Source organism: Agrobacterium sp. B1(2019) (genome assembly GCF_008274755.1).
Classification (GTDB): domain Bacteria; phylum Pseudomonadota; class Alphaproteobacteria; order Rhizobiales; family Rhizobiaceae; genus Agrobacterium; species Agrobacterium salinitolerans.
In genome coordinates this window covers 2572711-2587523 of record NZ_VTPB01000001.1, presented here as the reverse complement: position 1 = coordinate 2587523, position 14813 = coordinate 2572711, and the positions used below count along the sequence as shown (strand labels likewise).

The window sequence follows — 14813 nt, the reverse complement described above, 5'->3', positions numbered from 1 at the left end:
CGGCTCAGTTCCGCCCCGGCAGCACCCGGTTCGGCGGGCGGTGGCCGTCGAATAGCGTGCGGATGTTGATGATGACCTTATCACCCATCTCGATACGGCCCTCGATTGTTGCAGAGCCCATATGCGGAAGCAGCACGACCTTGCCTTCCTTGGCGAGCTTGATGAGCTTGGGGTTTACGGCAGGCTCGTTCTCATAGACATCGAGACCGGCGCCTGCGATCTTGTCTTCGCGCAGGCACTGGATCATCGCCGCCTCGTCGATAATATCGCCGCGCGCGGTATTGACGATGTAGCTGGTGGGCTGCATCAGGGCCAGCCGCCGGGCCGAGATCAGGTGATAGGTCGCGGGCGTCGAGGGGCAATTGACGGAGACGATATCCACCCGCGCCAGCATCTGGTCGAGACTGTCCCAATAGGTCGCTTCAAGCTCTGCTTCCGTTGCCGGATTGACGCGTTTGCGATTGTGATAATGAATGGAGAGGCCAAAGGCCTTGGCGCGCCGCGCCACCGCCGTTCCGATGCGGCCCATCCCGACAATGCCGATGCGCTTGCCGGAAATGCGCCGTCCCAGCATCCATGTCGGCGACCAGCCGAGCCACTCGTCCGCGCCATTGGCAAGCACCCGCGTGCCTTCGATCATGCGGCGCGGCACGGCGAGCACGAGAGCCATGGTGATGTCGGCGCTGTCCTCAGTCAGCACATTGGGCGTGTTGGTGACTGTAATGCCCTTTCGGGCCGCAGCATCCACATCCACATGGTCGATACCGTTGGAGAAGCTGGCGATGAGTTTCAGTTGCGGCCCTGCCTGCTCGATCATCGCCGCGGTGATGCGGTCAGTAACGGTGGGCACGAGCACGTCCACCCTTTGCATGGCGGCGACAAGCTCCGCCTCGCTGCGCGGCGTATCGTCTATATTCAGTTCGGCATCGAAGAGTTCGCGCATTCTGGTTTCGACGACGTCAGGCAATTTGCGGGTTATATAGACTGTCGGTCTCTTCTTGTGGGTCATCGTTTGCCGCTGCCTTGTTCAGAAGTCATTAACCAGAAAGAGCGATAATTTCTTTCAATCAGGGCGTTTCTACCAGACCCACCGGCGAAGACAAACAAAACTCGCTGAAGCTTGAGGCATGTGGAAACGAGCCTCCTTAAATATCATCCGGTTTGCAGAAGGCGGGAAACGGAAATGGGCATGCGCAGTGTGGTTTCTATCGTTTGCATTGCATTGTCTTTGGGCCTCTTCGGTGCGGCAACCGAAGTCATGGCGCAGGGCGCCGCCAAAGGCGCAAGCGGCCTGCCGCTGCCGCGTTTTGTCAGCCTGAAATCAAAGCGCGTCAATATGCGCATCGGCCCGAGTACGGATTATGCCGTGTCCTGGATGTATTTGAAATCGGGAATGCCGGTCGAAATCATCCAGGAATATGAAAACTGGCGGCGTATCCGCGATGCCGATGGTACGGAAGGCTGGGTCAATCAGGCCCTGCTCTCCGGTGAGCGAACGGCCGTTGCGGCCCCGTGGATGCGTGGCAAGGGCAAGGAAGTTTATGTGAACATGCGCCGCGAGGCGCAGTCGGGCGCTGCCGTTGTGGCGCGGCTTGAGCCGGGCGTCGTCTTCAGGATCGGCGAATGCAATGGCGACTGGTGCCGCGCCGAGGCCGGTCAGGCCTCGGGCTGGGTTTCGCAGGGTGAAATCTGGGGTGCTTACCCGGGCGAAGCCTTTAAATAAGGCCGTGCTTTTCACCAAGCGCCTTGAGCGATGACATGGGGCGCGGGCCGATCTGCTGAATGACGGCTGCAGCCGCAAGGCAGCCGAGCTTGCCGCAATCTTCGAGCGACCGGTCCTGCGTATAACCGAAGAGGAAACCGGCGGCGAAAAGATCGCCGGCGCCCGTCGTGTCGACAACGTCATGCACCGGATAGGCTTCAACCTTCACACGTTCCGTTCCGCGCAGGATGACGGCGCCTTCTTCGCTCATCGTCACCGCGGCGATCTTGCAGTCGGCGGCGATTTTGGTCAGCGCAAGCTCGAAGTCGTCGGTTTCGTAAAGCGAAAGCGCTTCCTGCTTGTTGGCGAAAACAATGTCCACAGTACCGGAACGCATCAGGTCGAGGAATTCGTCGCGATAGCGGCCGACGCAAAAGCTGTCGGAAAGCGTCATGGAGACTTCACGGCCATTCTCATGCGCAATGCGGGCGCATTCGCGAATGGCGTCCTTGGCGCGCGGCGGGTCCCACAGGTAACCTTCGAAATAGGTAACCTTTGTCTCAGCCACCACGTCTTCTTCCACGTCTTCCGGGCCGAGATCGACGCAGGCGCCGAGATAGGTGTTCATCGAACGCTCGCCGTCTTCGGTCACGAAGATCATTGAGCGGGCGGTCGGCGGGAACGTGCCTTCCGGCTTGGTTTCGAAATAAACGCCCTGCGCGCGGATGTCGTGCTGGAAGATTTCCCCAAGCTGGTCTTCGGCCACCTTACCGAAATAAGCGGCTCTGCCGCCGAAATTCGCCACGCCCGCCGCTGTGTTGCCAGCACTGCCGCCGGAGGCTTCGAGAGCCGGCCCCATCAGCGAATAAAGCAGCTCGGCCCGTTCCGCATCGATGAGGTTCATCGCGCCTTTGGTAATGGCATTGTCGTTGAGAAAGCGATCGTCGCAGCGGGAAATGATGTCGACGATGGCGTTGCCGACAGTCAGTACGTCGAATTTCGTCATAGGCCCTATCCGTTTCGCACGGGGTGTGCGTATTTTTTCGAAAGGTCTTAAACATTTCTGGCGGCAAGAAAAGCCCAAACAGAAAATATGCGGTTCTGCGCGAGGAGCGAAAACGCGTCATCTGACTGTAATGTAAGTAGGTTATTTCATTTGTCAGAGCAAAAGGTGTGTGAATGCATATCGGAATGGAAGACATGATGGTCTTCTGGCTCAACCGTTATCTCCGCCACGGATGTACTGGCGGCATATAACGGACATAAAAGGCGGGGGAGACCCCGCTTTTTCTTTTTTAGTAACGTTAGGCCTTGCGGATTTTACGGGCCAAGATGAGCTTTCTACCCAAAGCGGCTCAAGAGTTTTGTCTTTCTTGGGCACCATGTGGAGAAAACAAAGAGTGGGAGCGTTTTCGCGATTCCATTCCCGTGGAAAACGCTCTAAAGCGGATTATCTCCCGCAAAAGCCGCGAAAGCTTTCCCTCCATGTCTGCCGTTGCCGCGAATGTCGCCCCGATTTTCATTCTCATCCTTATCGGCTGGCTCACCGTCAAGGCCGGTCTGTTCAGGGCCGATGCCGGCGATATTCTCAGTGACTTCGTGTTCAAGATCGCGGTGCCGACATTGATTTTCCGCACCCTTGCGGAAGCGAATTTTCACGGCGCATCGCCGTTCCGGCTCTGGATCACCTATTTCGCCGGCGTCGCCATCACCTGGACGGTCGGGCATATCGTCACCCGTTATGTCTTCAAGCAGGATGTGCGCATCGCCGTCATTGCCGGCATTTCCTCGGCATTTGCCAACAATATCTTCATCGGCCTGCCGTTGGTCGGACGCTCCGTCGGGGATGAGGGGCTGGTGGCTCTCTCCATCCTGCTCGCCATCCACCTGCCGGTGATGATGATCGCCGGCACGATCCTCATGGAAAACGCCACACACAAGGCGGTCGGCGGCGAAAGGCGTAGCATGGCTGCGGTGTTCAGGCAGGTGGGCCGCAATCTCATCACCAATCCGCTGGTGATCGGCCTTGTCATCGGGCTTTCGACCAATGTCTCCGGCGTTGCATTAACGCCCATTTTGAAAACCGTGGTCGATCAGATCGCGTCTATGGCGGGGCCGGCGGCGCTGATTTCGCTTGGCATGGCGCTGACCAAATACACCATTCGCGGCAATATGGGCATTGCCGTCACTATGACGGTGTTCAAGCTGCTGCTGCTGCCCGCCTGCGTTTGGGCAATGGGTCATGCGCTCGGTCTCAGCCGGGAATGGACGGCGGCGCTCGTGCTCACCTCGTCGGTGCCGACTGGGGTGAATGCCTGGCTTATCGCCAACCGCTTCGGCATCGGCCACAGCGTGGCCGCCTCCACCATCAGCATTTCCACAGCGACCGGCGTTCTTTCCGTGTCGCTATGGGCATGGCTGTTGAGCTGATTATTCCGCTGTGTTGATTACTTCTGGGCACTCAGAATCTTGAAGCGGGCGTTGCGGCACACTTCAGTGCTGGTGCGGAATTCAGCCGCGAGCACCGGCTCATAGGGCATGCCGCGATTGGCGACCATCAGCAGCTTGCCGCCGCTGCGCAGTGCGCCGGCGGCAGCCTTGATGAAGGCCTGGCCGAGGGCAGGTTCTGCTGCCTGTCCCGCCGCATGGAAAGGCGGGTTCATAATGATGAGGTCGTATTTTTCTTTCGGCGGCTCGTTTGCCAGATCCTGCCAGAAGAAGCGCGCCGTCAGCCGCGGATTGTTTTCGAGAAGATTGGTCTTTGCAAATTCCAGCGCGTTCCAGTCTGCTTCGAACAGATCGATACGGGCCGTGCGCGGCGATTTCTCGGCCAGCATGACGGAGAGATAACCCCAGCCCGCGCCGAAATCGGCGGCGTTGCCGTCAAAATCGGTCGGCAGGCGCGATGCGAGCAGTTCCGAGCCGTCATCCACGCGGTCATGGGAAAACATGCCGGGGAGGGCGGTGAACCGGCCTTCAACCGTTACCGGCTTCTGGGCGAGCTTCGATACGACGGCCGCAACATCGTCCGGTCGTTTGAACCAGAGTGCGACGCCATGGTATTTGGGTGTCGATTCCGCTTCGATGCCAAGCTTTGCCAGCGTCTTGCGCAGCGTCACGATACCGTCTTCCTTCGATCCGGCTGCGACGATGAGGCCGCCGGCCTTTACGCGCGAAAGCGCTTCGGCGACGCGGTTTTCATTCTCGCCGCGATGTTTGCCGCAAAGCAGCAGAGCTACATCGTAATCTTCGCCCGAAATATCAGGAGTCACTTCTGCGCCTTGAGCCTGCAGAGCACGATAAAGCGGACGTAGATGTTGAACCGCGACGATCTCCGCGTCGAATCCATCCAGCCGAGGACCGGCTTCCGCTCCCAGAAACAGAACGCGTTCGCCCTCCTTCGGCATGGAAAGCATGTCCGAGGCAAAGGGGTGGAAAAGGGTTTTCACGGCGTCACGGCTCATGGGAGCATCCTCAAGGTCAAATAGAAAAAAGGCGCGGGCAAAACCCGCGCCTCGATAGGGTCTGGCGGGGCTGCCTTATTCGGCAGCGGCTTCGCCGTCTTCCTTCTTCTTGTCGGCAACGACTTCCTTGCCAGTCGCCTGGTCGACAACCTTCATGGACAGGCGAACCTTGCCGCGCTCGTCAAAGCCCATCAGCTTGACCCAGACCTTGTCGCCTTCTTTGACGACGTCGGAGGTCTTGGCAACACGCTCGGAAGCGAGCTGCGAGATGTGGACGAGGCCGTCACGCGCGCCGAAGAAGTTGACGAAAGCGCCGAAGTCGGCTGTCTTGACAACAGTGCCTTCATAGATGGCGCCGACTTCCGGTTCCGCAACGATGGAGTGGATCCACTTGCGGGCCGCTTCGATTTCCTTGCCAGAAGAAGAGGCGATCTTGACGGTGCCGTCGTCTTCGATGTTGATCTTCGCGCCGGTCTTTTCGACGATTTCGCGAATAATCTTGCCGCCGGAACCGATGACTTCACGAATCTTGTCGACCGGAATGTTCATCACTTCGATGCGCGGTGCGAATTCGCCGAGCTGGCCACGGCTCTCGGTGATGGCGTTGGCCATTTCGCCGAGAATGTGCTTGCGGCCGCCCTGTGCCTGCTCCAGAGCGATCTTCATGATCTCTTCGGTGATACCGGCGATCTTGATGTCCATCTGCAGCGAAGTGATGCCGTCGGCCGTACCCGCAACCTTGAAGTCCATGTCGCCGAGGTGGTCTTCGTCACCGAGAATGTCGGAGAGAACCGCAAAGCGCTCGCCTTCGAGGATGAGGCCCATGGCGATACCGGCAACAGGCTTGGCCAGCGGAACGCCGGCGTCCATCAGTGCAAGCGAGGTGCCGCAAACGGTTGCCATCGACGAGGAGCCGTTGGACTCGGTGATTTCGGAAACGACGCGCAGCGTGTATGGGAACTGCTCCGCAGTCGGCAGCATCGGGCGGATAGCGCGCCATGCGAGCTTGCCGTGACCGATTTCGCGACGGCCCGGGGAACCCATGCGGCCAGTTTCACCGACCGAGTAGGGCGGGAAGTTATAGTGCAGCAGGAAGCGTTCCTTGTACATGCCGGTCAGGCTGTCGACATACTGCTCGTCTTCGCCGGTGCCGAGCGTTGCGACAACGATCGCCTGGGTCTCGCCGCGGGTGAAGAGAGCCGAACCGTGGGTACGCGGCAGCAGGCCAACTTCCGAAACGATCGGACGAACGGTCGACAGGTCGCGGCCGTCGATACGGCTCTTGGTGTCGAGAACGTTCCAGCGAACGATCTTCGCCTGGAGGTGCTTGAAGACAGCGCCGATTTCTTCCGGCGTGTACTTGGCTTCGCCTTCTTCCGGCAGGAAGTGCGCCTTTACCTTCGCCTTGACGGCGTCGACGGCGGCGTAACGGGCGGCCTTTTCGGTGATCTTGTAGGCGGCGCGCAGTTCGGTTTCAGCAAGACCGAGCATTTCGTTTTCGAGAGCGGAAAAATCTTCCGGTTCGAATTCGCGCGGTTCCTTGGCGGCAACTTCGGCGAGCTTGATGATCGCGTCGATAACGGGCTGGAAGCCGCGATGACCGAACATGACGGCGCCGAGCATGATTTCTTCGTTGAGTTCCTTGGCCTCGGACTCAACCATCAAAACGGCGTCCTGCGTACCGGCAACGACGAGATCGAGAACAGACTCGTCCATTTCGTCCAGATGCGGGTTGAGGACATATTCACCGTTGATGTAGCCAACGCGCGCGCCGCCAACCGGGCCCATGAAGGGAACGCCAGACAGCGTAAGCGCTGCGGAAGCCGCAACCATCGACAGGACGTCCGGGTTATTTTCCAGATCGTGCTGGATAACGGTGACGACAACCTGCGTGTCGTTCTTGTAGCCTTCAGGGAAGAGCGGGCGGATCGGGCGGTCGATCAGGCGCGAAACGAGGGTCTCGTTTTCGCTCGGGCGGCCTTCGCGCTTGAAGTAACCGCCGGGGATCTTGCCGGCTGCGTAGGTCTTTTCCTGGTAGTTGACCGTCAGCGGGAAGAAGTCCTGGCCCGGCTTCGGAGACTTTGCGGAAACCACAGTCGCGAGAACCATCGTCTCGCCGTAGGTTGCGATGACGGCGCCGTCAGCCTGACGGGCAACCTTGCCGGTCTCGAGCTTCAGCGGGCGGCCTGCCCATTCGATTTCCACGGAGTGTTGATTGAACATATCTTGTCCTTGGTTGTGGCTGCCGCACCGGCATCGTGCCGGCGGTGGCAGCGCGGTGACTCAATCACGGGCAAGACAGCGGGAGGCTTTCGACAAGCAAGCATCCGGCAATCCTGCCCCATGACAGGTCTGCGGTTGAAAAAGGCGGCGCCGGCCCATCCGGGTCACCCTTATCGTCCGGGGGCCACATCAGCGGCAAGCGCCCGGAAATTCATGCGGCCTCAGAAGACCGGATATAAAAACCGGCGGGCATCGTTGCGAAACCCGCCGGAGAAGTTATTAGCGGCGAATGCCGAGAGCACCGATCAGCTTGGAGTAACGGGCTTCGTCCTTCTTCTTCAGATAGTCGAGAAGCGAACGACGGCTCGAAACCAGCGTCAGAAGGCCACGACGGGAGTGGTTGTCCTTCTTGTGGTCCTTGAAGTGACCGGTCAGGTTGTTGATCCGCTCGGTCAGGATAGCGACCTGAACTTCCGGAGAACCGGTGTCGCCTTCCTTCGTGGCATATTCCTTGATGAGGGCGGCTTTGCGCTCTGCAGTAATCGACATCGGACGATCCTTTCTATTTTAAGGAAAAATGGGACGCCAAAGAGCCGGGATGTCGTCCAGCTCTGGCCATTCAGTAGCGCAGGCAAAGCCTAAGCTGGCGCTGCCTATAAACTATTCCGGGTGCAATGGAAAGAGGCGATTGATTCCCACCCGCGCCGCCCGGCTCAGCCGAAAACCCGCTTCGGCCTGAACTCGCCTTCGCCGATCTCGCCGATGGCGACGAGCTTGCCATGCGCGGTGGCATAGGCTTCCGGATGGTTGGCAGGCGCATCGCGCCCGCGCAGCAGGATGGGGTTGCCCATCTTCAGCCGGTGCGCCTGGTCGTCGTTGATGATGAGGCGGGGAAGGGCGGAAAGCGCCTCCGCCGTGTCGATCAGATAGGCATCCAGTGCTTCCAACCGCTCGTCGCGGTCTTCTATGGCTTCCAGTGCCGTCAGCGTTTCCAGTGGCACCATCATGTCTTCGCCGAAGGGTGCGACCATGGTGCGGCGCAGTTCCGAGATGTGGCCGAAACAGCCGAGATCGCGGCCCATGTCGCGGGCCAGCGCCCGCACATAGGTGCCCTTGCCGCACTCCACTTCAAAATGCGCTGTATCGGCATCGGGGCAGGCCAGCAGCGTCAGGCGATGGATTTCCACCTCGCGTGCGGGAATTTCCACGGTCTCGCCGTCTCGCGCCAGGTCATAGGCACGCTCGCCGGCGATCTTGATGGCGGAAAATTGCGGCGGCGTCTGCATGATCACGCCGGTATAATGGGGTAGAATATCGCGGATTGCCTGTTCGTCCGGGCGCCGATCAGAGGAATCGACCACCTCGCCTTCCAGATCGTCGGTCGCGCGTTGCTCGCCCCAGGTAACGGTGAATTCGTAGATCTTCCGGCCGTCCATGACGTAAGGCACGGTCTTGGTGGCGTCACCGAGCGCAATTGGCAGCATGCCGGACGCGAGCGGATCAAGCGTACCGGCATGGCCGGCCTTCTGGGCGTTGAACAGCCACTTGATCTTGGAAACGGCCTCGGTGGAGCCGAAATCGAGCGGTTTGTCGAGGATGAGCCAACCGGAAATCGGGCGGCCCTTGGGTTTGCGGTTGTGCTGTTTGCGTGGTTTGGACATGCTTCAGTTCTGTTCGTCGTCTTTTTCGTTTGAAGGCCCAAGATCGCGCTGCACTTCGGGTGAGCGCAGAAGCGCGTCGATCTTCTGGTAATTGTCGAAACTCGTATCGTCGCGGAAACGCAGTTCCGGCATATATTTCATCTGCCGAAGCTGCGGGCCGAGGCGGCCGCGCATGAACTTGGCGTGGCGGTTGAGTGCCGTGATGATGTCGGTGTGATCGGCAACGCCAAGCGGCGTCACATAAGCGGTTGCGATCTTCAGATCGGGAGACATGCGCACTTCCGAAATGGAAATGACGGTGCCTTCGATCAGGTCGTCGCGGACTTCGCCGCGCTGGAGAATTTGCGTCAGTGCGGCGCGCACCTGTTCGCCGACGCGCAGCATGCGTTGGGAAGGGGCCGATGATGTAGCTTTTGCCATTGGTAATGCCTCAAACGGAGCGAGCGCCGGTTAAGCCGGCGCCCGACAGTAAAGTCCTGTTTTGCGGCGAGAACGCTCTTTGTTCTATCGCATTTCCGGACGGAAAACCGGGGTCCAATTTTCCTGGAAGTGCTTTAGAGCGATCTCGTGATGTGTTCGACGCGGAAGCACTCGATGGTGTCGCCGGCGCGGATGTCTTCGTAGTTTTCGAAGGCCATACCGCACTCCTGACCGACCGGCACTTCGTTGACTTCGTCCTTGAAGCGCTTGAGGGTCTTGAGCTTGCCTTCGTGGATGACGACGTTGTCGCGTACCAGACGCACGCCCGCACCACGTTCCACCTTGCCTTCGACGACGCGGCAACCCGCGACCTTGCCGACCTTGGTGATGTTGAACACCTCGAGGATTTCGGCATTGCCGAGGAAGGTCTCGCGACGCTCCGGCGAAAGCAGACCCGACATCGCCGCCTTCACGTCATCCACCAGATCGTAGATGATGTTGTAGTAGCGGATTTCGATGCCGGCGCGTTCGGAAGCCGTCCGTGCCTGTGCGTTGGCGCGAACGTTGAAGCCGATGATCGCGGCGTTGGAGGCCTCGGCAAGCGAGATATCCGATTCCGTGATGGCGCCAGCACCCGAGTGAACGATACGAGCGCGGACTTCGTCGGTGCCGAGTTTGTCGAGCGAAGCGATAATGGCTTCGACCGAACCCTGCACGTCTGCCTTGATGACCAGCGGGAATTCCTTCATGCCCGAGGTCTGAAGCTGGCTCATCATCTGTTCCAGCGAACCGCGCTGGCCCGTCTGACGGGCGACAGCCTTGTCGCGTGCCAGACGCTGGCGGTACTCGGAAATCTCGCGAGCACGGCTTTCGTTTTCGACAACCGCGAAACGGTCACCGGCAGATGGCGTGCCGGAAAGACCGAGAATCTCGACTGGCATAGCCGGACCGGCTTCCTTGACGTGTTCACCCTTGTCATTGACGAGGGCGCGAACGCGGCCCCACTGGTCGCCGGCCACGATGATCTGACCAGGCTTCAGCGTACCCTTCTGCACGAGAACTGTCGCGACGGCGCCACGGCCGCGGTCGAGTTCCGCTTCGATGACGGTACCTTCTGCGGTACGGTTCGGATCCGCCTTGAGGTCGAGAATTTCAGCCTGCAGCAGGATCGCTTCAAGCAGTTTGTCGAGACCAAGCTGTTTCTTGGCGGAGACTTCCACGTCAAGAACTTCACCGCCCATCGATTCCACGAAGACTTCGTGCTGCAGCAGCTGCTGGCGAACCTTCTCCGGGTTTGCTTCGTGCTTGTCGATCTTGTTGATCGCAACGACGATCGGAACACCCGCCGCCTTGGCATGGTTGATGGACTCGATCGTCTGCGGCATCACGCTGTCGTCAGCGGCGACCACGAGAACGGCGATATCTGTTGCCTGCGCACCACGGGCACGCATGGCCGTGAAGGCGGCGTGGCCGGGAGTGTCGATGAAGGTGATCTTCTGACCGTTCTTCTCGACCTGATAGGCACCGATATGCTGGGTAATGCCACCGGCTTCACCGGCAACCACATTCGCCTGACGGATGGCGTCGAGCAGCGAGGTCTTGCCGTGGTCGACGTGACCCATGATGGTGACGACGGGCGGGCGGGAAACCATCTCGCCTTCATCGTCCGTCTGGTTGAAGATGCCTTCTTCGACGTCGGATTCAGAAACGCGCTTGACGGTATGGCCGAATTCGACCGCGATCAGTTCCGCCAGATCGGCGTCGATCACGTCGCCCGGCTTCATCATCTGGCCTTCCTTCATCAGGAACTTGATGACGTCGACGGCGCGTTCGGACATGCGCTGCGACAGTTCCTGAATGGTAATGGTTTCCGGCAGGATCACTTCGCGCATAACCTTTTCACGGGTTTCCTGCATCTGGCTGCGGCGGAATTTCTCCTGGCGGCGGCGCATCGATGCCATCGAGCGACCGCGCTGCGTGCCGTCTTCTTCCAGATTGGAAGTGACGGTGAGCTTGCCGCGACGACGCTCTTCTTCGGTCTTGAGGCGGGCAGCGGGCTTGGCCGGAACCGGAGTAGGGGCCTTGCCGCGAGCCGGAAGATTGCTGCCGCGACGCACGGCACCGCGATCGTCCTCATCGTCGCCATCAGTACGACGCCCACGCGGAGCGACGGTTTCCGCAGTTGCGCGACCAGGTGCGGCAGCGGCGGACTGAGGGCGAGCCTCCGAGCGCGGCGCTGGCTGAGTGGCGACTGCCGGCTTTTCAGCGGCCTGTTCGGATTTCGCTTCCACGGCCGGCTGGCTTGCCGCAACCTTGGCGGCTTCGGCTTCCTCGGCGGCACGGCGCGCAGCTTCTTCCTTTTCGGCGGCAATGCGACGTTCTTCCTCGACCTTGCGGCGGGCTTCGTCTTCGGCCCGCTGTTTGGCTTCGATCACGTCACGAGCCTGCGCTTCCATCAGCGCGCGGCGGCGGGCTTCCATCTCGCCTGCGGACAGATCGTGCAGGACGTTTCCGCGGGGACGCTCAGGCTGGCGCTGCTGCGGTGCGGACGAGCCGGGACGCTGCTGCGACTGGGAGGAACCCGGACGCTGCTGCTGGCTGCTGGGCTGGTGGATGCGCTGCTGCGGAGCCTGCGGACGCGGTGCTGCCGCGGGGGCAGGGGCGGCCGGCTTCGGAGCGGGCGCTGCGGTCGAATGAACCTGCTTCTCGTCTTCCGGACGCAGGGGGCGGCGCTTGCGTGTTTCCACGACAACCGCGTTCGTGCGACCTCGACCCATATCCTGCCGCACGGTGCCCTGATTCATCCCGCCCGGCTTGAGGGTGAGAGTCTTCTTAGGCTGTGCGTTAAGTGTCTTGTCGTCGTTGTTGTCGGTCATTCCGTTCCCGTTCCTTCGGACGAGAACCGGATGACGTCCATCAGGTCTCGTCGTTCAATTGCTGCATCGGAACGCGGCGACCGTTGATGTCGGTTAACCGCGTCATTGTTCTGTCCGGGCAGCGTCGCGTTCCGCCTGAGATTGGCCGCCAAGGCGGTACTGCTCAAGCATCGTTGCGCGCTTCACTACACCCTCACCCGCCTGCCCTGCAAGCGCGCAGGCATGGATAAAAGCATTCTGGCCCATCAACTCGTCCATTTCGGCTTCGCTAAAGAGCCGGAAGGACGGAATTTCACTGCCGGCATCGCTGCCGAGCGCCCAGGCCTTGCGGGCCTGGTCCAGTTTTCTGACGCCATCGGCCGCAGCATCGGTCGCATGGAACACGGCGATCGCGTTCCCGGACCGGACGGCAGCATCGACCTTCGTCGCGCCGCTGATGAACTGGCCCGCCTTGCGCGCCATATTCATCATACCAGCCACATGCTGCGCCATCAGCCGGTCGAGAAGAGCAAGAAGCTCGGGCCCGGCCTTGACGTCGCGTTTGAGAGCCCGCGCGAAGAACTTCTTCGCGATTGCCTTCTCGATCAGGGCGCGCTCGGGTGTCACCCAGCAACCGCGCCCCGGCAATTGGCGTTTCAGGTCCGGCACGACGTTGCCGTCCGGTCCTGCGACGAAGCGGATCAGTTCATCTGGCGATCCGCTCTGCCGTGTCACAATGCACATACGTCCGTTGACGTCGCCCTTGATCCGCCCGTCATCGTCAGTCTCGGGCAGGTCGTCCGGCTCATGCGCCTGCGATGTCATTCCTGCTCGGCGGTATCCGCCTCCTCGGCAGCTTCCACATCGGCTTCCTGCTCGGAAGCGAGCTCTTCGGCGGTGATCCAGCCTGCCAGAAGGCGAGCCTGCACCACCATGTTCTCTGCTTCGACGCGCGAAACATCGAGCTTGGAGAAGATGCCTTCGAACTTCTTCGTCTCGCCGTCCTTGCGCTCGCTCCAGCCAACGAGATCGTCCGCTGCACAGCCGGCAAAGTCCTCGATGGTCTTGATGCCGTCTTCACCGAGCGCAACCATCATCTGCGAGGTCAGGCCGTCGATCTGGCGCAGCTCGTCGGAAACGCCGAGTTCCTTGCGCTTGGCATCCATTTCGGCTTCCAGGCGCTCCAGATATTCGCGGGCGCGGGTCTGGATTTCGTCGGCGGTATCTTCGTCGAAGCCATCGATCGAGGTAATTTCGTCGAGATCGACATAAGCGAGCTCTTCAACCTGCGCGAAGCCTTCCGAAGCCAGAACCTGGCCGACCATTTCGTCGACGTCGAGCGCTTCCATGAAGAGGGCCGTGCGCTCGTTGAATTCCTTCTGGCGACGCTCGGATTCTTCCTGCTCGGTCATGATGTCGATATCCCAGCCGGTCAACTGCGATGCCAGACGCACGTTCTGACCGCGGCGGCCGATGGCGAGCGACAGCTGCTCGTCGGGAACAACCACTTCGATACGCTCGGATTCTTCATCCAGAACGACCTTGGCGACTTCCGCCGGCTGCAGGGCGTTGACGATGAAGGACGCCGGCTCCTGGCTCCACGGAATGATGTCGATCTTCTCACCCTGAAGTTCGCCGACAACTGCCTGGACGCGCGAACCGCGCATACCGACGCAGGCGCCGACCGGATCGATCGAACTATCGTTCGAGATCACGGCGATCTTGGCGCGCGAACCAGGATCACGGGCCACCGACTTGATCTGGATGATGCCGTCGTAAATTTCCGGAACTTCCATGGTGAAGAGCTTCACCATGAACTGCGGATGCGTACGCGACAGGAAAATCTGCGGGCCGCGCTGTTCGCGGCGAACGTCGTAGACGTAAGCGCGCACGCGGTCGCCGTAGCGCATGTTTTCACGCGGGATCATCTCGTCGCGACGGATGATGCCTTCGCCACGGCCGAGATCGACGATGACGTTGCCGTATTCGACGCGCTTGACGGTGCCGTTGACGATTTCGCCGATGCGGTCCTTGAACTCGTCATATTGACGGTCACGCTCGGCTTCACGCACCTTCTGCACGATCACCTGCTTGGCCGACTGCGCGGCGATACGGCCGAAATCCATCGGCGGCAGCGGATCGGCAATGAAATCGCCAAGCTTGGCGTCCGGATTGCGGTCGCGGGCAAGCTCCAGCGGGATCTGGGTCGAATAGTCCTCAGCCGCTTCGACAACTTCCAGAAGACGCTGCAGGCGGATTTCGCCGGTCTTGGAGTTGATGTCGGCGCGAATGTTGGTTTCCGAACCATAGCGCGAGCGTGCGGCTTTCTGGATAGCGTCGGCCATTGCGGCAAGCACGATTTCGCGGTCGATGACCTTTTCGCGCGCCACAGCATCGGCGATCTGCAGAAGCTCAAGCCGGTTAGCACTCACTGCCATTTTTATATCTCCGTAAGTCGCATAATTGCGGGGATCGCCCGTTTTCCGGG

The 14813-nt window shown here is 60.3% G+C and carries 12 protein-coding genes; 2 read left to right on the top strand and 10 right to left on the bottom strand.

From position 1 onward, the window contains the following. Positions 1-4: 4 nt before the first annotated feature. Positions 5-1009: a D-glycerate dehydrogenase gene (locus AGR1_RS12985; protein ID WP_149147074.1), complete on the bottom strand. Its 1005-nt coding sequence runs from the start codon at positions 1007-1009 to the stop codon at positions 5-7. 180 nt (positions 1010-1189) lie between these two features. Here AGR1_RS12985 and AGR1_RS12980 point away from each other — a divergent pair, with 180 nt between their 5' ends. Continuing rightward, the gene (locus tag AGR1_RS12980; protein WP_169538602.1) at positions 1190-1723 is read left to right on the top strand and encodes an SH3 domain-containing protein; all 534 of its coding nucleotides are present in this window, start codon (positions 1190-1192) and stop codon (positions 1721-1723) included. Here AGR1_RS12980 and AGR1_RS12975 read toward each other — a convergent pair. Continuing rightward, complete coding sequence (locus tag AGR1_RS12975) at positions 1716-2708, bottom strand: adenosine kinase (protein ID WP_149147073.1); 993 nt, start codon at positions 2706-2708, stop codon at positions 1716-1718. The genes AGR1_RS12980 and AGR1_RS12975 overlap by 8 nt on opposite strands. Before the next feature lie 479 nt (positions 2709-3187). On the opposite strand from AGR1_RS12975, the gene AGR1_RS12970 reads away from it, so the two are divergent. Then, on the top strand, positions 3188-4132 hold the full coding sequence (locus tag AGR1_RS12970) for an AEC family transporter (RefSeq protein ID WP_080791980.1): 945 nt from the start codon (positions 3188-3190) through the stop codon (positions 4130-4132). A 17-nt stretch (positions 4133-4149) separates the two neighbouring features. Here AGR1_RS12970 and AGR1_RS12965 read toward each other — a convergent pair whose 3' ends face one another. The 8 genes from AGR1_RS12965 to nusA all read right to left on the bottom strand — a co-directional run bounded on the left by AGR1_RS12965 (position 4150) and on the right by nusA (position 14763). Further along, positions 4150-5166, bottom strand: coding sequence for a class I SAM-dependent methyltransferase (locus tag AGR1_RS12965; RefSeq protein ID WP_149147072.1), 1017 nt, complete (start codon positions 5164-5166; stop codon positions 4150-4152). A 75-nt stretch (positions 5167-5241) separates the two neighbouring features. Then, a complete protein-coding gene (gene pnp / locus AGR1_RS12960; RefSeq protein ID WP_149147071.1) occupies positions 5242-7389 on the bottom strand; it encodes a polyribonucleotide nucleotidyltransferase in 2148 nt (715 codons plus the stop codon). A gap of 279 nt (positions 7390-7668) precedes the next feature. Continuing rightward, positions 7669-7938, bottom strand: coding sequence for a 30S ribosomal protein S15 (gene rpsO / locus AGR1_RS12955; protein ID WP_003492949.1), 270 nt, complete (start codon positions 7936-7938; stop codon positions 7669-7671). Positions 7939-8102: 164 nt separating this feature from the next. Further along, the gene (gene truB / locus AGR1_RS12950) at positions 8103-9050 is read right to left on the bottom strand and encodes a tRNA pseudouridine(55) synthase TruB (RefSeq protein WP_149147070.1); all 948 of its coding nucleotides are present in this window, start codon (positions 9048-9050) and stop codon (positions 8103-8105) included. Positions 9051-9053: 3 nt separating this feature from the next. Then, positions 9054-9470 carry a 30S ribosome-binding factor RbfA gene (rbfA, locus tag AGR1_RS12945; protein ID WP_003507167.1) on the bottom strand — a complete coding sequence of 139 codons (417 nt, stop codon included), beginning with the start codon at positions 9468-9470 and terminating at the stop codon, positions 9054-9056. 134 nt (positions 9471-9604) lie between these two features. Next, positions 9605-12346, bottom strand: coding sequence for a translation initiation factor IF-2 (infB, locus tag AGR1_RS12940; protein ID WP_149147069.1), 2742 nt, complete (start codon positions 12344-12346; stop codon positions 9605-9607). A gap of 102 nt (positions 12347-12448) precedes the next feature. Next, the gene (locus tag AGR1_RS12935; protein ID WP_080791974.1) at positions 12449-13150 is read right to left on the bottom strand and encodes an RNA-binding protein; all 702 of its coding nucleotides are present in this window, start codon (positions 13148-13150) and stop codon (positions 12449-12451) included. Next, positions 13147-14763, bottom strand: coding sequence for a transcription termination factor NusA (gene nusA / locus AGR1_RS12930; RefSeq protein ID WP_080791972.1), 1617 nt, complete (start codon positions 14761-14763; stop codon positions 13147-13149). The genes AGR1_RS12935 and nusA overlap by 4 nt, the downstream gene beginning before the upstream one ends. Between the last annotated feature and the right edge of the window lie 50 nt (positions 14764-14813).

Bases quoted from the DNA above. Each gene is read 5' to 3' on its own strand.
- AGR1_RS12985 (WP_149147074.1), bottom strand. From the start codon at position 1,009: ATGACCCACAAGAAGAGACCGACAGTCTATATAACCCGCAAATTGCCT.
- AGR1_RS12980 (WP_169538602.1), top strand. From the start codon at position 1,190: ATGCGCAGTGTGGTTTCTATCGTTTGCATTGCATTGTCTTTGGGCCTC.
- AGR1_RS12975 (WP_149147073.1), bottom strand. From the start codon at position 2,708: ATGACGAAATTCGACGTACTGACTGTCGGCAACGCCATCGTCGACATC.
- AGR1_RS12970 (WP_080791980.1), top strand. From the start codon at position 3,188: ATGTCTGCCGTTGCCGCGAATGTCGCCCCGATTTTCATTCTCATCCTT.
- AGR1_RS12965 (WP_149147072.1), bottom strand. From the start codon at position 5,166: ATGAGCCGTGACGCCGTGAAAACCCTTTTCCACCCCTTTGCCTCGGAC.
- pnp (WP_149147071.1), bottom strand. From the start codon at position 7,389: ATGTTCAATCAACACTCCGTGGAAATCGAATGGGCAGGCCGCCCGCTG.
- rpsO (WP_003492949.1), bottom strand. From the start codon at position 7,938: ATGTCGATTACTGCAGAGCGCAAAGCCGCCCTCATCAAGGAATATGCC.
- truB (WP_149147070.1), bottom strand. From the start codon at position 9,050: ATGTCCAAACCACGCAAACAGCACAACCGCAAACCCAAGGGCCGCCCG.
- rbfA (WP_003507167.1), bottom strand. From the start codon at position 9,470: ATGGCAAAAGCTACATCATCGGCCCCTTCCCAACGCATGCTGCGCGTC.
- infB (WP_149147069.1), bottom strand. From the start codon at position 12,346: ATGACCGACAACAACGACGACAAGACACTTAACGCACAGCCTAAGAAG.
- AGR1_RS12935 (WP_080791974.1), bottom strand. From the start codon at position 13,150: ATGACATCGCAGGCGCATGAGCCGGACGACCTGCCCGAGACTGACGAT.
- nusA (WP_080791972.1), bottom strand. From the start codon at position 14,763: ATGGCAGTGAGTGCTAACCGGCTTGAGCTTCTGCAGATCGCCGATGCT.